At 55.8% G+C, this 17,966-nt stretch carries 17 protein-coding genes and 2 pseudogenes; 2 read left to right on the top strand and 17 right to left on the bottom strand.

The window, feature by feature from the left end:
* Positions 1–158: 158 nt before the first annotated feature.
* The gene (locus AU465_RS03260) at positions 159–869 is read right to left on the bottom strand and encodes an antitoxin Xre/MbcA/ParS-like domain-containing protein (RefSeq protein ID WP_192243982.1); all 711 of its coding nucleotides are present in this window, start codon (positions 867–869) and stop codon (positions 159–161) included.
* A gap of 44 nt (positions 870–913) precedes the next feature.
* Between AU465_RS03260 and AU465_RS03255 the strand changes: the two are divergent.
* Positions 914–1,136: pseudogene (locus AU465_RS03255) on the top strand (transposase); the annotation flags it as partial.
* Between the two features lie 86 nt (positions 1,137–1,222).
* Here AU465_RS03255 and AU465_RS03250 read toward each other — a convergent pair.
* The 14 genes from AU465_RS03250 to AU465_RS37055 all read right to left on the bottom strand — a co-directional run bounded on the left by AU465_RS03250 (position 1,223) and on the right by AU465_RS37055 (position 16,405).
* Positions 1,223–2,266: a betaine/proline/choline family ABC transporter ATP-binding protein gene (locus AU465_RS03250; RefSeq protein ID WP_192243980.1), complete on the bottom strand. Its 1,044-nt coding sequence runs from the start codon at positions 2,264–2,266 to the stop codon at positions 1,223–1,225.
* Between the two features lie 53 nt (positions 2,267–2,319).
* A complete protein-coding gene (gene proX / locus AU465_RS03245) occupies positions 2,320–3,330 on the bottom strand; it encodes a glycine betaine/L-proline ABC transporter substrate-binding protein ProX (RefSeq protein ID WP_192243978.1) in 1,011 nt (336 codons plus the stop codon).
* A gap of 27 nt (positions 3,331–3,357) precedes the next feature.
* Positions 3,358–4,290 (bottom strand): ABC transporter permease, encoded by a 933-nt coding sequence (locus AU465_RS03240; RefSeq protein ID WP_192243976.1) that lies wholly within the window; start codon positions 4,288–4,290, stop codon positions 3,358–3,360.
* Positions 4,274–5,461 (bottom strand): acetyl-CoA C-acyltransferase, encoded by a 1,188-nt coding sequence (locus AU465_RS03235; protein ID WP_192243974.1) that lies wholly within the window; start codon positions 5,459–5,461, stop codon positions 4,274–4,276. Before AU465_RS03235 ends, AU465_RS03240 begins: the two co-directional genes overlap by 17 nt.
* Positions 5,462–5,464: 3 nt before the next feature.
* Complete coding sequence (locus AU465_RS03230; protein WP_192243972.1) at positions 5,465–7,702, bottom strand: 3-hydroxyacyl-CoA dehydrogenase NAD-binding domain-containing protein; 2,238 nt, start codon at positions 7,700–7,702, stop codon at positions 5,465–5,467.
* Between the two features lie 348 nt (positions 7,703–8,050).
* Positions 8,051–9,421 carry an MmgE/PrpD family protein gene (locus AU465_RS03225; protein WP_192243970.1) on the bottom strand — a complete coding sequence of 457 codons (1,371 nt, stop codon included), beginning with the start codon at positions 9,419–9,421 and terminating at the stop codon, positions 8,051–8,053.
* Between the two features lie 513 nt (positions 9,422–9,934).
* Positions 9,935–10,390 (bottom strand): acyl-CoA thioesterase, encoded by a 456-nt coding sequence (locus AU465_RS03220; protein ID WP_192243968.1) that lies wholly within the window; start codon positions 10,388–10,390, stop codon positions 9,935–9,937.
* Between the two features lie 60 nt (positions 10,391–10,450).
* Positions 10,451–11,335, bottom strand: a complete 885-nt coding sequence (locus AU465_RS03215; RefSeq protein ID WP_192243966.1) for an ABC transporter permease — start codon at positions 11,333–11,335, stop codon at positions 10,451–10,453.
* Complete coding sequence (locus tag AU465_RS03210; RefSeq protein ID WP_246505833.1) at positions 11,332–12,120, bottom strand: ABC transporter permease; 789 nt, start codon at positions 12,118–12,120, stop codon at positions 11,332–11,334. Before AU465_RS03210 ends, AU465_RS03215 begins: the two co-directional genes overlap by 4 nt.
* A 97-nt stretch (positions 12,121–12,217) precedes the next feature.
* Positions 12,218–13,381, bottom strand: coding sequence for an ABC transporter ATP-binding protein (locus tag AU465_RS03205; RefSeq protein WP_192243962.1), 1,164 nt, complete (start codon positions 13,379–13,381; stop codon positions 12,218–12,220).
* A 215-nt stretch (positions 13,382–13,596) separates the two neighbouring features.
* Positions 13,597–14,664, bottom strand: coding sequence for an ABC transporter substrate-binding protein (locus AU465_RS03200; RefSeq protein ID WP_192243960.1), 1,068 nt, complete (start codon positions 14,662–14,664; stop codon positions 13,597–13,599).
* 172 nt (positions 14,665–14,836) lie between these two features.
* Positions 14,837–15,448, bottom strand: coding sequence for a hypothetical protein (locus tag AU465_RS36135; protein WP_246505830.1), 612 nt, complete (start codon positions 15,446–15,448; stop codon positions 14,837–14,839).
* A 14-nt stretch (positions 15,449–15,462) separates the two neighbouring features.
* A complete protein-coding gene (locus tag AU465_RS03195; protein WP_281396665.1) occupies positions 15,463–16,293 on the bottom strand; it encodes a transposase DNA-binding-containing protein in 831 nt (276 codons plus the stop codon).
* Positions 16,220–16,405: a transposase DNA-binding-containing protein gene (locus AU465_RS37055; RefSeq protein WP_281396664.1), complete on the bottom strand. Its 186-nt coding sequence runs from the start codon at positions 16,403–16,405 to the stop codon at positions 16,220–16,222. Before AU465_RS37055 ends, AU465_RS03195 begins: the two co-directional genes overlap by 74 nt.
* A gap of 216 nt (positions 16,406–16,621) precedes the next feature.
* Between AU465_RS37055 and AU465_RS36130 the strand changes: the two genes are divergently transcribed.
* Positions 16,622–16,846: a transposase gene (locus AU465_RS36130; RefSeq protein WP_312891181.1), complete on the top strand. Its 225-nt coding sequence runs from the start codon at positions 16,622–16,624 to the stop codon at positions 16,844–16,846.
* A 58-nt stretch (positions 16,847–16,904) separates the two neighbouring features.
* On the opposite strand, the pseudogene AU465_RS03185 reads toward AU465_RS36130, so the two are convergent.
* Positions 16,905–17,627, bottom strand: a pseudogene (locus tag AU465_RS03185) (helix-turn-helix domain-containing protein); the annotation flags it as partial.
* Between the two features lie 121 nt (positions 17,628–17,748).
* Positions 17,749–17,966, bottom strand: a 218-nt coding sequence (locus tag AU465_RS35895) for a hypothetical protein (RefSeq protein WP_210324972.1), incomplete at its 5' end; no start/stop codon positions are given.

Below are 17,966 nucleotides of genomic sequence, written 5' to 3'. Positions count from 1 at the left end.
TGCGCAAACTATACAAACAGCACAAGCTGGACATTTCGCACGATATTGCAAAATACATTGCGCAGCGCGTAGTGGCGCGCGCGACCCTCAATGGGCTTTCGCAGGCTCACAACGGGATCAACCGATTGCCGCGGTGCACGGATTTGCAGTTGGTTTTGTCAGCTGGACTTCAATGTCGAGGAAAAGTCTCGTGCAGCCGAGATGACTTCGGCAGCCAGATCTTGCCGGAGCATCTCTATGGGAATTCGGCCATCAAGCCGCGGTGAAGGGGAGGTCAGCCAAAGCCATGCCGGTCTGGAATTGGGGATCCAGGAGAGCACTTGTCGTATCCCCGGTGCAGGCCTGCCGTCGATGAACTGAGCCAAGGGGAACACATGCTTGCGCGCGCCTTTCCGCAACGCAACTACATCATTGTGCCGTTGCCACCAATGCAATGTCGATCGCGGTATGCCGAAGTGTTCTTCCAGATAGGTGGGCCCTGCAACCGCGCCCGCCCAGTCTTCAATTCGCAGGCAATCGCTTTGCTGATCTCGCGCTTTTAGGACTTCGCACCCACGCGTGCCCTCGGTCGGCGCCGTGAGCGAAGCCGCCTCACGGGCGCTTTCATCGGAACGATGCGCTGCATCGGCTGCGAGCCTGCGAACAAATTCCGTGGCCAGGGCGGTCAAATCGTCATGGATAGCCTGTTGGGGCGTTGCCGAAAGCAAATCGGCAACAGCGGTATTGCCAGTCAACATGCGCGATGAGATTGAGCTCCGTTCCTTTAGAACCTCATCGTACTTAGCCAGAACGCGCTCGACTTCTTTCGCTACCAAGCATGAAAACTCGTCCTGGCGAGGTTCATTTCCACAATCAAAGGATTTTGTCATGTGTGGCTCCCATGCCGCGTAAGAGTCCGGTTGATTGCCTGCGCGATCGAATTGTGATTATGGGCTACGATTTCGTCATCGAAGTGATGCGCCGTATCGATACCGAGGCCGGCTTCAAGGCGCTGCTCAGGCGTTGGATGGTCGAAAGAACGTTCGGCTGGCTAATACGCTGGCGCCGCGCGTGCGCGACTACGAACCACGCATCGACGTCTCCAAGCCATGATCCACGTCGCCGTGGGCAGTCTTTTGATGCGCAACAGCCATTGAACCAATTCCCAAACGGACTCTTGGCGAAACCCCATTGATGTGATGGCCTAGCTAGGAGGCCATTGCAAACCCACATCACGAGCCGCTTAACGGTCCCTGTCTGGACGCATTGTGAGAAATGTCAGGATTTCCTCACGACCAATCATGCCGACGTTCGTACTGCCTCTCGAAACGAGAAGCGTTCCAGTTGCAGAGATACCCCTCCGTATGACCTCCGCCACTGGCGTTTGGGCGTCGATAGAACCGCCGTCACAGGCGACATTTACGGAATCGACGATCTCGGAGGTTGATTGCATGATGTCACCGGCAACCAACTTATCCAAGAGGGTGACATGGCTCACGAACTCTCGAACGTAGGGTGTCGCAGGTCTCAGTAGAATATCCTGCGGCGTGCCGATCTGTTCCACCTTTCCTTTGTTCATGATGGCAATACGATCACCTAAACGCGCGGCCTCCTCAATGTCGTGAGTGATGAATACAGTCGTTTTTGTCGCTTTTGCCGAGATCTCTATGAACTGATCCTGTAGCTGCCTTCTGATAATGGGATCCAACGCGCTGAACGGTTCGTCCATCAGCAGAATTTCAGGATCTGTTACCAAGGCGCGCGCTAGACCCACGCGCTGCTGCATCCCACCGGACAGCTCGTCGGGATAGAACGCTGCCCACTCTGGCAGTTGGACTCGTTCTAGCGCCTCCTGGGCCAGCTGACGTCGCTCGGCCTTCTTGACTCCCCGAATTTCTAGGCCCAGCGCCACGTTCTCTGTCACAGTACGATTCGGTAGTAGTGCAACATGCTGGAACACCATGCCTATCTTCCGCGAGCGCAACTGCAGCAAACGTGCCTCGCTCAAATCGTTAATCGACGCCCCATCGATAACGATCTGTCCGGCGGTAGGCTTAATCAGGCCATTGATATGGCGCAGCAGAGTGGATTTCCCACTTCCGGAAAGGCCGATTATGCAAAATATCTCGCCTTGATTTATATCGAAACTAACGTCTTCGACGCCGACGACATATGGTGGTACCGGGGCGCCGGACAGACGTGATCGTTTTATCTCCTCCAGCGCATCGCCTTCGCGCGCCGCGTAGACCTTCCAGACATTTTTGAACTCAATCTTCTTGACTGACAATTTCGAGGTCCTAACCAAGCGTGGGGACAAAGGCGCTTTGGTGGTGCTGGCGTCTATGGCTTGGCTGCTTTCAGCGCCTCGCTTACCCAGCCGTCGAACGCAGCGCGGTTTGCCTTGATCCAGTCTTGAGTATGGCGCTCAATATCTTCGGGAGACTTCTCGCCTTGTTCAATGAGGCTGTTCTCAGCTTCAATGTCCGCGACTGGCACCGTGGCGAGTTCGAAGAATTTCCTGGCTGCGGGATTCTCCTCCAAAAACTGATTGTTCGCGAGGACACGAATCGTATTAGGGGCAAATCCAGTGTTCGTGCCGTCCGGAGATTCCGTGTTCGCGTTCGGGTCGTCGGGGCTTGCCGAGAAGGGCACACTGAGCCAAACGACATCCGTTCCAGGCTTCAGACGATTATTGAGCCAATTTGGCGACCACGTATAGTACAAAATTGATTGATCACTCTTGTACCTTTCGAGCATATCAGCCACCAAAGCAAAGTACTCGCCCTGATCATGATGGGTTGTATCCCGCAATTTATAGGTCGTCAGATGATGCTCAATTATCCGCTCGCATCCCCAACCTGGGTTGCATCCCACGAGATTGGCCTTCCCGTCACCATCACTATCGAAAAGTGCTGCAAGCTTCGGGTCAGAGAGCTGCCCGATGTTCGATATGCTGTATTTGTCAGCTGTGCGTTTGTCGATAAGATATCCCTGTTTCACGTTGGGCGTGAAGTTTCCTAGCCGCGTCATCACCTTATCGCCACCAGCATTCTCGAAGAACGCGTCATGAAGGGGTTGCCAATGGTGCACCGTGTAATCGACGTCGCCGTTTGATACAGCGATGTGAATTGTGGGATAGTTCGCTATCTGAGGCTCCTCAACCGTATAGCCGAGTGCTTCTAGCCCATGCTGAACAATCAGGTGTTGGAACACCGAGGTGTAATCTTCGCCTTTAATCTGTCGGACTACTATCCCTTTTCCTGGGAGATCTTGAGCCAAAACGCCGGGTGCGAGCGCAACTGTGAACACCGCAACGGCGGTTGCCAACTTTTTCAAAACTGACGTGATCATTTCATCCTCCTTGAGATCTGCTTATTTTCATTTTGTTCCCCGGAACAGGAAGCTCAGGATCGCGAGAGGCCGTGATCCCAGTCCCGCGCCGCCAACACGCTGCCTGGTCGCCTGCGCAAACGACTGTGATAGGCGGTCGATCGCAATCGCCAGCATCACAATTCCAAAACCCCCAACGGTTGCCTGGCCGAGATCTAAGCGGCCTATACCGCTCAACACGAGTTGCCCCAGCCCTGGAACAGAGATCATCGAAGAAACAACCACCATCGAAAGGGCAAGCATGATTGTCTGATTGACGCCAGTCATTATGGCCGGTCGCGCCTGTGGCAACTGAACCTTCAACAGGACCTGCCAATCATTCGCTCCGAACGCACGAGCGGCTTCAACGAGATCGTGACTGACCTCACGGATACCAAAGTTTGTCAGTCTGATCACCGGGGGCAGCGCATATATCATCGTAACGATCGCACCCGGGACCTTGCCAATGCCAAACAGCATCACAACTGGCACCAGATAAACGAATGAAGGGATCGTTTGCATGAGATCCAAAACTGGCCTCATACCGGCTTGGATCTTGTCACTACGCGACATGAGGATTCCGAGAGGAATGCCGATGATCAGACATGCGAGAACGCAGCTTACGACGAGCGATAGCGTCGTCATCGCCTCTATCCACGCGCCAATGAGGCCGATCACGATCAACGGCATAACCACCGCTACCGCCACGCCAGCCCCACCTGTCTGCCACGCGACTAACCCGACCACCACGAGCAAAATTGTTGGCGGACAGCTCAGCAATGCTTGTTCCACGGCGTTGAGAAGAAGCTGAAACGGAACCTTGATAGACTGGAACACCTCACGATAGTTTGAGGCGACCCAGGCCATTCCGCTGTTAACCCATTCCCTGACCGGAATGTCGATCGAGGCAAATGGGTCAAGAAGGTCAATTCTTTCGGACATCGCGACCACTCGCTGCTTCAAACAGTGCGCCCGCCCCCATACCGCCACCAACACACATTGTGACGACAAGGTATTTGCCACCTCTTCGGGACAACTCAATAAGTCCGTGGCCAGTCAGACGGGCGCCCGTCATCCCGTATGGATGTCCAAGGGCAATCGCACCACCATTCACGTTTAATCGTTCAGAGGGAATCTCCAATCGATGCTGACAGGGGAGTACCTGGGCAGCGAAGGCCTCGTTGAGCTCCCATAGGTCGATATCGCTGGTTGTAACTCCCGCCATCCTAAGCAGTGGCGGCACTGCCAATGTCGGTCCTAGTCCCATCTCGTCCGGCTCGCATCCCACGACCGAGTGTCCCCGAAAAATGCCCAGAACAGGCAGCCCCGATCGCACCGCGTAATCTGCGTCAGCTAGAACGCATGCTGATGCGCCATCAGACATCTGGCAGGCGTTTCCGGCCGTAATCGTGTACTCACTTCCGAGGATCGGCTTAAGTCCGCTCAAGGTTTGCTCGGTTGTGCCAGGCCGGATGCCTTCATCTCTCTCGATGCTTGCCGAACCTGCAGGGTCAAGCTCGTCATCTATGTTGATCGGCGCGATCTCGCTGCTGAATAGACCTGCTTCCCGCGCGGCCGAAGCGCGACGTTGGCTTTGCGCCGCATACGCGTCCTGATCTTCTCGTTTGATTCCGTATCGCTGAGCGACGACTTCAGCGGTATGGAGCATTGGCATGTAGATTTCGGGCTTATGGCTTTTGAGCCATGGCTCGGGGATCCAGCCTTGACGTATCTGCTCGTTATCCACAATGCTAATTGAGTCCACCCCCCCCGCAACACCGACGTCAATCTCTCCACATGCGATGCGATGAGCAACCTGAGCGATTGCCTGCAGCCCGGAGGCACACTCTCGGTTTACAGTTGCAGCCGCAACCGACGTCGGCAGGCCTGCGCGAAGTGACGACAGGCGCGCAATATTTCGTCCCGCGGCGGCTTCAGGCAGTGCGCATCCAATGATCGCGTCTTCGACCCGACCGGGCTCAATTCCAGCACGCGCGACAGCGTGAGAAATAGCGTGCGCAGCCAGCGAAACGGGATGAACCGCGCGTAGCGCTCCCTTGTACGCTCTGCCCACGGGAGTCCGAGCTGTTGAAACGATAGCTACCGTTCGCATCTTTCACCTGACATCCGCAAATCGCATACCGCTCTTGGCAAGGAATGCCAGTAGAGGGGCAGGCTCCCATAGCACCGGGCCATGTTCTTCTCTAAATTCGATGACCCGCTCGTAGACTCGTTTTGGGCCCAAATGATCGGCCCAGAACATTGGACCTCCCCTGCGACGTGGAAAGCCCAGCCCATTCATCCAAACTACATCGATATCTCCGGAACTCCTCGCAATGCCGTCTCCGAGCAGCCAAGCCGCGTCGTTAACCACAGGCAGCAGGCATCTTTGCAGTATCTCGTCATCGGAGATGTTCCGTCTTTTGAACCCGAGTTCGGAGGAGGTCGACTCGATCAACTTCGCGACCTCGATGTCCGGATGCGCCTCGCGCTGTCCCGGCTCATATCGGTACCAACCCTTGTTTGTTTTCTGACCATAGCGGCCCGCTTCGTAGATCCGGTCCGCAACGTGCGGATAACGCATTCCGGCGGGATATGACGCCGCCTGCCTTACATGATAGCTGATATCGTTTCCGGCCATGTCGTTCATCACGAATGGCCCCATCGCGAACCCAAACTCTTGAAGCACTCTGTCGACCTGTTCCGGAAGGGCACCCTCTTCCAACAGAAAGAGTGCTTCGCGTTGGTACCCGGCAAGTAGCTTGTTAGCTACAAACGCGAACTGGTTACCGACGACCACCCCGACCTTACCAATGTGCTTGGAAACAACTCTCAGTTGCTCAATAGTCTCTTCCGCTGTCTCCCTGCCTGGAACTATTTCCACCAGCTTTAGGAGATGAGCAGGACTGAAGAAATGCATCCCAGCAATGCTTTTCGGCCGCCCTGTTGCAGCTGCAATCTCATCGATATCAAGCGATGACGTGTTTGTGACCAAAGTCGCGTGGTTTGAGCATATGCTGTCTAGCTTGGCGAAGATCGTTTTCTTTAGTTCAAGGTCTTCGGAGACCGCTTCGACAACCAGATCGGCCTCATCTAGCGCCTCCATATCGCCAATCGCTATGATATTGTTGCGTGCAGTCTCGGCCTGCTCCTGAGATATTCGACCACGCCTAACCATGGATTTCAGCGACGCACCAACAGCCTCAAGGCCCTCAGCTAGCCGATCTCCAGCTTGATCGTGAACCAACACCTTCACGCCGCCTGTCGCAAAGCTGATAGCAATTCCGCGACCCATGAAGCCGAAGCCAACCACTGCAACGCATTTCGGAAGACTTATAGTGTCGGACCCAGACCGGAAATGAGGCAGATCAGTTGCAAGCTCGACATTGCTTGCATGTAATAGTGCTATTGTCTCGGCTTCCGCGAGCAGCTTTTCGTTTTGTCGGTTTTCAATGGCGATGTTTTCTTCAAGGGAAGCTGACTGGGCTCCTAAGACGCATTCCATAGCCAGCTTCCCAGCCGGCGCCTTCAAGGAAGCTGGAAACGATTGCTTGAAATCCTCAATGATAACCTGCCGGCACTTCTCAGTTGGGCTTTTTGAACGCCTCGGACTGCGATCCGTCCCGACCCGAATCGCCTCATCCACCAACGCTTCACGGCTGCTGACCAGTTCGTCAACCACTCCGAGCGCATGCGCGGCATTTCCGGTAATGTTCTTCCCCCCGACGATCATTTCAAGGGCGTATTGCAATCCTGCCAATTCACTCAGATGAAGAGCGGCGGCACCTGAAGGAACAAGCCCCCATGTCGCCTCGGGAAACGCAAGCTGTACGCTCCGTGTCGCAACCCGCGCGTGGCAGGCGAGCGCTATGGACAGAGCCTCCCCAATAGCACGACCCTCAAGAGCCGCGACAATGGGGACCGCAGACGCCTTAATCGTGGTTATCAGTTCCGGCAAGCCGCTAAAGTCTACCTTCTCTGAGGATCTTGAAATGTCGGTTCCAGAAGAGAATTCCGGCCCTGCGCCCGTCAGAATGATCGCATCGATGCCTTTGCTCGTCGCAAACCGCTCGATCAGAATTTTCAACCGAGCACGAGCAACGGCAGTGATCGCATTCACCGGAGGATTGTCTAAATAGATGACCGCAGCCCGACCAAATAGTTTGTAGTGAGGGGCACCCAACATCAAGCATTCTCCAGCAAAGCGATCTACATATGACGGGGCTCGCAACACCAGTTTACACGAGCTCCATCGGTTGAGATTAGACCGCGCGATTAGGATCGCATTGACACGTTCAGCCACTTTTTTGACATCTGCCGCCATCGGCCCTTGATATTGCCGTTTGCCGAGCATGCGAGCTTGAGGCGGGAGCGAAGATGGGCGATAGGCTCACAAGCACGGGATATCCGAGGCGAAGGTGAAGTCCTCCAGCGCCCGCTCCCGACGCGAGGTCATCAAGGCAACGCCGAAGAACGGCTCGCCGGTCGCCGACCCGATTCTGAGGCAGATCACCCGCCTCATGGCTCGAGCAGGAGAGCGGATAGGCCCCGAGTTGCGCCACGCGGTGGGCCAGGCGCAGTCTCGGCCCGATGCCCAAACGCTGCTCAGGGCGACACTGCCGCGGTTCTCACCGGTCCGGCAAAGTCTGATGACGGCACTCCTTGGAAAGCCCATTGTGGGACGAGGTACAGCACGACGTCCCTAGCTTAGCCGTGATTGGCAGTCTGGTGGACGAAGAAGCTCCTGGAGTATCTCGCACAATCCACTTGTCCCGTCGGCGAGCCTGAACACAGCATCTTCAATACGTGTCATTCTGCCGGCCTCAAGCGAAGTGCTAGCCAGCGCGCGATACTTAGAACGTAGTTCATCGGTCCGGAGCGGACATTCCGGGTCACCGCGTGGTGTCGCTGGATCTGAAGCTAGCCGGCGTCCGTCCGTCGTGATGATGACGACCTCAGCCCATCGCTCAGCCGGAAACACGTTGCTGTAGGGTCCGTGTTCCACCAGTACAATGCGCTTTTGCAGGGCGGCGGTGAGCGGGTCGCTCAAACCACGTCCGGTGATTTCTTCGGTGCCCACCTGCCCGTGGGCCAGCGCTGCGGCAACGGGGAAGGCTGTGGAATACTGCGCGACATCGGTCTCGGTCGGTACCCGCGAGCCGAGGGCGACGGCCGCGGCAAATGTTCGGATCTCAACCCGCTCGATCTGTTGTGGCGTAAGCGCATACCGGTGCTTCAGATCGAGCGCGGCATCAATCGCCGGATGCGCCCAACGGCAGACCGGATATGGCTTGAAATACTGCTCCTCGATGCGCCAGCGCACGCCCAGATCGGCCCAAAGCGCCCCCGCCTCTTCGCTCTCGATGATGGCGGCAGGGGCGCCCGAAAAGCCCTGCCGCGCAAGGTAGGCCGCAGAGACACCAACCATTGCGCCCCAGCCGGAACCGTCCTTCACCATGGTCGGATGAGCCACCATGCGCATCATGGGACTGCGCGGACCGTAATACTCAGCAATCCCAAGCGCATGCCGAAGCTGCTCCTGGCTTAGATGCATCAGGCGCGTTCCCAGGGCGGCGCAGGTGATGGAGTTCCAGGATCCCGATGAATGGAAATCGGAGGTGCTCGCATGCTGTACAATCCCCGCGCGGGTGCCGATTTCGTAGCCTTGCACCAACAGCGTGAGAAACTCGCGGCCGGTGGGCGTCACGACCAAGTCCTGAATCAGCGCGAGAAGCGCCGGAAGCACGGCGCATCCGACATGCCCTTTCACCAGACGATGACCATCATGTGCATCGATGGCATCGATTGTGATGCCGCCAGCCAGCGACGCGCCGACCGCGCTGCATCGACGTCCGTCGAATAAGAGACTTGCTCCTAAGGTTCCAGCACCGGCGGCGAGAAATGTGGCCGAGAAGTCACGAGAAATTTGAGACGCAGGAGTAAGGGCGCCGGTGGCAGCGGTGCCAAGCAGGTCGATGAGACAGCGCTCGGCTTGCGCGACGACCGTTTTCGGTAGGTCCTCGAACCGAAGTTCGAACAGAAACGCGGTTAGGCGTTCAAGCGCCGCGCTCATCGCCCCCTCCACACGAGCTTGCGCTTCGCAGCGATTGTGATGCGGCGAGGGTAGTAGGGCTGCCTGCCTATCTCTTGGTATTTTGGGTTAACCGTGAGGATTCTACCGGTTAGATCCAGAAACTTTCGCACTTTTCTCAGGCGACGGCTGCTCCGTGGGCTGAGGTCTGATCCAAGTGGAGAGGGTCCAGGGTCATGGTAGTTTCGGGCGGACCACTGGCTGCTGGTGATGTGCCTGCGCCGTCCAGCTGTCCGGTTCAGGCAGCTCTGGCCGAACGGGAAGGTTGCCACGACCCGAGTGCGGCTTGTCGGTCCAAATCTCGAGCCAACACGGCTGTCGGAGAAGCTGTAATAGCTAAGCGTTTCCTCGACCGTCTCGGCCATCCAGTCGCTGATCACTCCGAGCATCATGGCACGAAATTCGACAGAAAGAAGGATCAGGCGCGAGCCGTCGAGCGTGATCAGCTCCACCCCCGCTTTCATCGTCGTCCGGCAATTCGCCTTCATAACTCGTCTAATCCTTCGGCACGAAGAGCTTCACCTGGATGTGCTCCCCTTCTCTGCCGCGCAGCAAATCAACCAAAGCTTGGGGGACAGGCGCCGGCCGATAAATGGTACGGTCGAAACTCACCCAAACGATCTCGCCCGAGCTAAGCATCGTCTCACCGTCCCTAGGGTAGATCTCGAGGGCGAAGGCAACGCTCGTCCGTCCGATGCAGGATGCGCGGGCGAAAATCTCCACTTCGTCATCGAAATGGAGGGGGACCTTGAGCTCAGCACCGATCTTGACGGTGTGGAAATCAATATGATCTTCACGATCCACGAGACGGAACCTGAGCGCCCGCATGTACTCCCATAATGCAATACTGAAATAGTTGACGTAGTTTGCGTTGAAGACGACCCTCTGTGCATCAACCTCCGCCCAGCGGACGCGATGCGGCATCGAGAATGTGAAATCGGTTTTAGCCATTTCGGGACCCTACCCCTGCATGACCGATCGGTCCGCTCGGTGTGGAGGCTGTGCGGGTAATCATCGAACATACTGTTGCAGCTTAGCAGGGGATGCTATCGCTTCACCGGATCTGTGCTCAACGCCAATTTCCCCAGTTGCACCAAACCTCAAGAACGCCAATGCCAATGCTACGATGCCCAACGTAACCGCTATAGTGATTACTCCCACTGCGGTAATTTCGGGAGTGAAGCCAGCCCGCATCATGGACCACATATGCATTGGCAGCGTATTTTCCTGCCCGGTGAGGAAAAATGTGATCGCTATGTCGTTAAAGGAAAGTGTCGCGACCAAGAGGGTGCTTCCAACTATAGCCACCCGAATGTTCGGGAAGACGACTCTCCAGAACGTCTGCCATTGGTTTGCCCCCAAATCTAAACTTGCTTCCTCCAAACGTCGGTCGAACCGTCGCAGTCGCGCGTATATCTGGGTCACCACTACAGGCAGCCACGCCACGGTATGACCGAGAATCACCGTGCCAAGCGACAACGAAGCACCCAGCTGTTTCAACAAGAGTAATATCGCCAAGCCTGTAATTAACCCAGGTATTATTAGGGGGATCAGGACTACGTGCGCCACAAACTCCTTCCCGAGAAATTTAAACTTATAGCATCCATACGCAATAGGTATACCTAATGCCAAACTTGCTGGAACAGCACCGGCGATCACTATCACGCTATTAAAAATAGAGTGCTGCAAGTCGGCGTGACCAATCAACACTTTGTACCATCGTAAGCTAAAGTCACTCAGCGGGAATACTAACAGCGGAGATCCATTGAACGAAAATACGACTAATAGGGCGACCGGCAGATAGATGTAGAAAAGCACAAGCCATGCAAGGAACTGGATCCCGGTACGCGTGGCCAAGCTGTGCCGATGCATCAGTCCCAATCCTGCCATACTCATCCCACAACATCCTCGGCTTTGTGCCGCTCCGCTACTGATGCTGCTGTAACGATAACAAGGACGACGCTCAGAACAACGGCGGCCAGAGCACTTCCGAAAGGCCAATTAAACGCGCCACCAAACTGTTCAATAATAACATTTGATACCATTACACCCGTGGGTCCGCCCACTAACGCCGAAACAACAAAGTCCCCTGAGCTGAGACAAAACGTAAATACCGCACCGGCGACAATGCCGGGCATGCAAAGCGGAATAACGACTTTGCGAAGTGTCACCAACGCCGAAGCACCGAGGTCAAAACTGGCTTCAACATAGGCGACGTTCAACTTCTCTAACGCTGTATAGATAGGCAGAAACATAAACGGGATGTAAATATAGGTGAGTGTCACGTAAACAGCCAATCGACTGTACAAAAGGAAAGATACGGGTTCATCAATCAAACCACTATAAGACAATGCGCCGTTGATTACTCCGTTGCGTCCCAATATTAGCTTCCACATGTAAACACGTAGCACGAAGCTCGTTAAGAGCGGTGCTACAATCAGAAAATAGAACACCTTTGTGCCCTTGGCGATAAAGCACAAATAGTATGCGAGTAAGAATCCAAGGGGCAAGGCTGCGAATGTTACAATCAATCCTGTCTTAAAGGAATGGACTAGGACATCAAAGTATAAAGGTTCTCTTAGGATGCGCGCGAAATTTTCGTACGTTGTGGAGTATACGATGTTGTATCCGCTCGTCGACGCGAGCGAGAATCGGAATATATAGGCGTAGGGCGCTACCATGAAGAAAAGCACAAAGACCATCGGCAGCCCAAAGACAATGACGGCGGGTCTGTCAGTGCGTGGGATCATAGATCTCATTATCAAGAACGAACCTCGACTAGTTTTCCGCTGGGTAAATCAATACATCAGCCGTCTGGTACTCAATTCTTAGACGATCACCAGGTCTAAGGCCCTGATAAGGAATCGGTAAGCTTGCCGGCGAAGCATCTAGCTGCAGTGTGCGGCCAGAGTGAAGGCGGACAACAATGCGCACTGACGTGCCTAGATAAGCGAATTCTACAAACTGAGTATCGATCTGGTTCGTGGCAGTTGGCTCGGAACCTGTATGCAATACCCGGAACTTTTGTGGTCTGATTGCTATTGTTGCGAGCTGGCGCGGCGCGAGACTGCTGCGCGAGCGACCTTCCCACGCGAACCCTTCCTGATCAATGAGCGAAACGGATTCCCCGTTCTGACGGTGGACTATTGCGGGTATAAAGTTGCTGACCCCAAGAAAATCGGCGACAAAAATGCTGTTAGGCCGTTCAAAAACCTCAGCTGGCGTACCCAACTGCGCAATTCTTCCATTTCGCATTACAGCGATTCGGTCGCTCAATACGAGAGCTTCCTCCTGGTCGTGAGTTACATTGATGAATGTGCGGCCGCTTGCTTGCTGAATGTGCTTGAGCTCTATTTGCATGGCTCCTCGAAGCTTTGCATCAAGCGCGCTCAGCGGTTCATCGAGGAGAAGTACGTCCGGCTCATTGACAAGTGCGCGGGCCAACGCTACGCGCTGCATCTGCCCCCCACTTAACTGCCTTGGCAGACTACCCGCCTTGTCACTCAAGCCAATGCGCTCTAGCATTGTATCGACTTTTTGCTTGATGGTGATGCTGCTGAACCGCTTTATGACCAGACCATAGGCGATGTTTTCAAATACTGTCATGTGTGGGAAGAGGGCGTAGCCTTGGAACACCGTGTTCACGCTGCGTTTGAATGGGGGCAGCTCATTTACGCGCTTTTCTCCGATGCGGATTTCTCCCGCATCGGCCATTTCCAACCCGCTGATCATTCGGAGGACCGTAGTTTTTCCGCAACCGCTCGATCCGAGGAGGGTGAAGAGTTCTCCCTGGAGAATGGAAAGACTGAGTTCGCTTACCGCGGCATGCGTACCGAAATATTTGCTCACATGTTCTAGGGAGACGATAGTTTCCGTTTCGCTCGCACCATGCTTAGAGACTGGTCGCACGCTAGCCGTTTGTTTGGCGGTTTGTCTGAACACTCTCTCTATTCCCAACCGTTGAGCAGGCAGTAATCAAGGAGCATGTTGCCCTTCCTTTCAGTGTTCGCAAATCATGGTTCCGTGCGCATAGGGAACTGCTATGAACCCGAGTTCTGGGGTGCTGCGCTAGACGAACGCCAAGGCCTCAATGGCCAGCGCGTCACGAAGGCGAGGCACCCGATGCCGGCCCTTGCCCATGCTTTGAAAATAGCTCCTTAAGCAGATTTTATCTCATTCCAAACTTCGACATATTTGCTGCGGCGTGGAACCTCACTCCAAAATTCTGTCGTACTCAACCGTTCTACTACCTGATCCATGCCAACTACTTTCCATATTTCGGGGTCCATGTGTTTTTGGGCTTCTGGGGTGGTCACCAAATATTTTTGTTCGGTGCAGAATTTAGCCTGCGTTTCGGGGGCTATCGAATAGTTGATAAATTGGTGCGCTATATCACGGTTGGGCGTTCCTTTCACAATCGTGTAAGAATCGACCCAAGCGAGCGCTCCCGGATAAAGTGTTTCCCGTACGTTGTAACCTTGCTTCAGCAATTGTTGGGTAACGTAGCTCCAGGAAAGTGAAGCAACAATTTCGCCGCTTGCGAAAAGCTCAATTGCCTCACCAGATTGTGTCCAATATTTCCGGATGAGCGGCTTTTGCTCGATCAGTTTGGCCTTTACCGCAGCCAGTTCATCGTCCCCCAGCTTCCAGGGCTCCTTGTACCCCATCCATTTCGCAACTTGCGCAATTACGGCAATGTCATCCCACATTGCGATTTTCCCTTTGAACGCCGGATCAAAGAGAATATCAAAGTCATTCCGCGTTGGGATAACATCGGCATTCAGCGTGAGCGGTAGATAGCCGTAAAATGCGGGAGCCCCATAATTTTTATCCCCATCCTTGAAGTAACTGAGGTTCTGAAATTCTGGGTAGAGTAATTTGAAGTTCGGAATTTTTGCAATATCTAGCGGCTCGATGAAATTTGACTGGATCGCCCGCTGCATAAGAGATGAAGTGACATCAACAAGGTCATAGTCAACCGTACCTACGGCAAGTTTCGCCATGTATTCGTCGTTTGAGCTGACGTACGTGCGAGACACCTTGACGCCGGTTGTTTTTGTAAACTCCTCAACAATGTAGTCCGGGGCTAAGCTTTCCCAAACCAACACTCGAAGCTCCGTGGCCGCATTTGCTGTCTTGGAAGTGAAGGGTGAGAGAACGGTAGTGGAAGCGGCTGCTGCGGCCATGGAAGCTGTATTCAGGAATTTCCTGCGGGTGAGTTGCATAACTTCCTCCCGTTTGTTGTCATGAATCTTTGCAGTTCTTTGTGCCAGTGTTTTGGAACTGCCTCAGTCGCTACGCCAAGCTGCACACCCTGTCGCGTTCATCGGCTAGGTGAGCGCTGCCCGGGCGGTGCTCGCGCGCGATGGCAATTCACACGCGCTCTATCGAGCATAGTTAGATCGTGCTTCCGGAATCGCGTTGACACTTTCGGTCATATTGTTGACATTTGCCGCCATTGCGGGCTGGCATGCTGAAGCTGAGGCGCGATTGCTGCCTCCAACAATAGTCGGCCGTCTTTGAGCCACAACGTACGCGTCCGGCGAGGCTTTCAATTACCCGTAAGTTCGGCTCCGATGGTTGCGCCGAGCTTGATGTCCGTGAGGCGCATAAGGCCGCGCACATGACGGTGTTGCCCGGCGGCGGGTCGCTGGCACGCGCGAGATAGCCACCCATTCGCGCGATCTTGACCAGATAGCTCGATAAGGTTCCGGCATGGGAGGCGGTCGGATCCTTGTCGGGAAGAAGATGATCGAGGAGCTTCATTTCGACATCGGTTATTGCGAGATCCGGTTTAGCGTGCGGCTGTGAGCGGTTGATCATGGTCATCCAAAACACCCGCCAACCCAGGATGCAGAAGACAGCAATGAGCTTCACGAGGCGCTCGGCAGTTCGCAGCCTTGCCTCTTCGGCTTTGCAACCGGATTTCAGGATCTTGTGGAAGGTCTCGATCTTCCCGCGCAGGGCGTACCAGTCGAGCTTCTCGATGGCGTCGTCGTGGGCATGCACGGGCAGATTGGTGATCAGCTTCCAGTCGATCCTTGGCCGATGCTTTGGTTCCTCACGCTCTGGGCGTACAGCACCGTGAGGTCGAGCGCGGGATAGCGCTTCTGCTTGCCGATCGGCGGCAGGACATGGATGCGGCGGTATTTGATCTCGACCGCGACGGTCTCAGGCTTGCCCTTGGCATCGCGAACCTCGACCTCATGCAGCCCGCTGATCTCTTCCTCGTTCATCTCCGCGGCGATCGTGTGCTCGCCATCACCCGCCAAGCGATCGACGCAAGTCCTCACCAGGAAATGGGTGCCGAGTTCATGGGCCGTGCAGAAAAGCTCGTAGATGTCGCTCTCGCGATCGCCGACGTGGATGCATCGCGCGGGATCGCCGAACAGCGCGATCGACTGGCGCTTGTTCTCCAACCAGCGGAAGCTCTCCTTCTCCTCGATGGGCACCGCGTCGGATTGATCTTCTTTTTGAGCGCGGCGGTTCCCTTGAACTTCGTCCGCGTCCAAAACTTTATGGCGGAAAGGCCAAGCGGCAGGCCGTCCAGCGTGACGGCCAGGCTCGAATGCATCAAAAGCCCGCACACCGTGTGCATCCGGAAACGGCCGGCCTTGTCCTTGCCGCTGTTGACCCGGTACGTGATGCCGATCCCCTCTGACCGTTCTCTTTGAAACGTGAACTCCGTCGTATCCTGCAGAACCAGGATCGGACCGCTCGGCAAAACGGCTGCGCGTGGAATGAAAGTGACCGGCGAGAATCTCCTCCTCGCTGACCCGATCATTCAAAAAGAAACGATAGCCAGCCTTGGTGTTGGCCCAGTCCTGGCACGCCAGCGGAATGCTGGCTCCCATGGCGCCCTCCATGCAACTCCACAAGCTGGCGCAACCGCTTGCTCAAACGCTCGTCCGCAAACCTACATTCGGAAAGCTCACGATCAAACCATGCGTCTGCCGTTCCCTCCATGGCACCGTCCTCCGCGATTCGGTGCCAGACAAGGAATCACGCATGATTCATGCCCCGCAAGAGATGTGGGTAATCGAAAGCCGGCGAGGGCCGCCTTGCGCGAGCATGGCATGGTAGCGAAGCTGCGCTCTTAAGGTCGTCCTTACGAGCGTAGTTAGCAGCACAGCATGAGCCATGTGACGTTGTTGACCGGGCCTGAGCGTCGTCGTCGTTGGAGTGAAGAGGATCAGTGCCGGATACTGCGCGCGGCATTCGCGCCCCGGGGCCACAGTGGCGGCTGTAGCGCGTCAGTACGATGTCGCGACCAGCCTGATCTATAAGTGGCGCCGCACGGTGAGAGCCCGCGAGACGGGCTTTGCCGAAGATGTCGTGGTTCCCGATGAGCCGCATGCATCCGGTGAAGACCGCAGACGTGCGTATCCGGTGGCCATGAGCACCTGAGCACCGCGGTGCGTTCGTCTGAAGTGTTATAGGCGCGGGCATAGGCCCATTCGCGCAAGCTGCTCTGAATAAAGCGCTCGGCTTTCCCGTTGGTCTGTGGCGTATAGGGCTTGGTGAAGATCTGGCGCAGGCCGAGACGTTTGCAGGCTGCCCGGAAAGTCCTTGAGCGGCAGCACGAACCGTAGTCCGTCATGACGCGTTGCACGTAGACGCCGAGGCTAGCGTAATAGGCGACGGCGGCTTGAAGGAAGGCAACGGCACTGTCCTTTCGCTGGTCGGGCATGACTTGGACGAAAGCGACGCGCGAGGCATCGTCGATGCAGACATGGACGAACTCCCAGCCGATGCCCAGACGGCGGTTGACTGCGCCCGGATATTGCCCGGTGATGCGATGTCCCACGGCCGATCCGACCAAGCTTTTTGATGTCGAGGTGGACAGCTCGCCGGGATGCTCTCGCTCATAGCGGCGCACAGGTTCCGGCTCCAAGGCGCTGAGCTTGTTCCAGCCCAAACGGTGTAGAACACGGCTGACGGTCGCGGGCGAGACGCCGGCCTCGAGGGCGATCTGCTTGCCTGTCCAGCGCTGGCGACGCAGCCGTTCGATCGTCTCGATAGCCGCCTGAGGCGTCGGCCGACGCAATCGATGCGGCCGGGAAGAGCGGTCCTGTAAGCCCGTCCATCCTTCGCGCCGATAGCGGTCGACCCACCTTCGAACCGTCCGCGGGCAGACGCCTGCGGCTTGTGCGGCGGCCTGTGGCGTCTGTCCGCTCTCGACCTGCATTACAATTCGCTCTCGACCGTGCGGCGTCAGACGGGCATTCTTATGGATGTTCATCCGGTCCCCCTGGAATCACTGAAGCTTCGACAACCTCAGCTTTCCCGGTCCGGACCGGATGGACAACCTACTGAAAGCCCACAGCTAGTCCGTGTCCCGAGCAAATGGCGGCAACCCCAGAAATCGCCGCGGTTAAGTACTTTATGCCCGACAGAAGACGCAGATGAAGTGTCTTGCGCACCTCAGTATTGCCCGGTACGACGCCACAATCGGCATCGTCCGAGCGGCCAAATGTCAGCTCCAGGGGAATGGCGAGTGGGACGTCGGATGCAGCTCGCCTTGGGC

The organism is Mesorhizobium silamurunense, assembly GCF_014843905.1.
In the GTDB taxonomy this organism is placed as follows: domain Bacteria; phylum Pseudomonadota; class Alphaproteobacteria; order Rhizobiales; family Rhizobiaceae; genus Mesorhizobium; species Mesorhizobium silamurunense.
The sequence above is the reverse complement of the archived record's forward strand: the minus strand, read 5'-3'. Positions and strand labels throughout refer to the sequence as shown.

Coding starts and splice junctions, on each gene's coding strand:
- AU465_RS03260 (WP_192243982.1), bottom strand. CDS start 869: ATGACAAAATCCTTTGATTGTGGAAATGAACCTCGCCAGGACGAGTTT.
- proX (WP_192243978.1), bottom strand. CDS start 3,330: ATGATCACGTCAGTTTTGAAAAAGTTGGCAACCGCCGTTGCGGTGTTC.
- AU465_RS03240 (WP_192243976.1), bottom strand. CDS start 4,290: ATGTCCGAAAGAATTGACCTTCTTGACCCATTTGCCTCGATCGACATT.
- AU465_RS03235 (WP_192243974.1), bottom strand. CDS start 5,461: ATGCGAACGGTAGCTATCGTTTCAACAGCTCGGACTCCCGTGGGCAGA.
- AU465_RS03230 (WP_192243972.1), bottom strand. CDS start 7,702: ATGCTCGGCAAACGGCAATATCAAGGGCCGATGGCGGCAGATGTCAAA.
- AU465_RS03225 (WP_192243970.1), bottom strand. CDS start 9,421: ATGAGCGCGGCGCTTGAACGCCTAACCGCGTTTCTGTTCGAACTTCGG.
- AU465_RS03220 (WP_192243968.1), bottom strand. CDS start 10,390: ATGGCTAAAACCGATTTCACATTCTCGATGCCGCATCGCGTCCGCTGG.
- AU465_RS03215 (WP_192243966.1), bottom strand. CDS start 11,335: ATGAGTATGGCAGGATTGGGACTGATGCATCGGCACAGCTTGGCCACG.
- AU465_RS03210 (WP_246505833.1), bottom strand. CDS start 12,120: ATGGTAGCGCCCTACGCCTATATATTCCGATTCTCGCTCGCGTCGACG.
- AU465_RS03200 (WP_192243960.1), bottom strand. CDS start 14,664: ATGCAACTCACCCGCAGGAAATTCCTGAATACAGCTTCCATGGCCGCA.
- AU465_RS03195 (WP_281396665.1), bottom strand. CDS start 16,293: ATGGGAGCCAGCATTCCGCTGGCGTGCCAGGACTGGGCCAACACCAAG.
- AU465_RS37055 (WP_281396664.1), bottom strand. CDS start 16,405: ATGGAGGGAACGGCAGACGCATGGTTTGATCGTGAGCTTTCCGAATGT.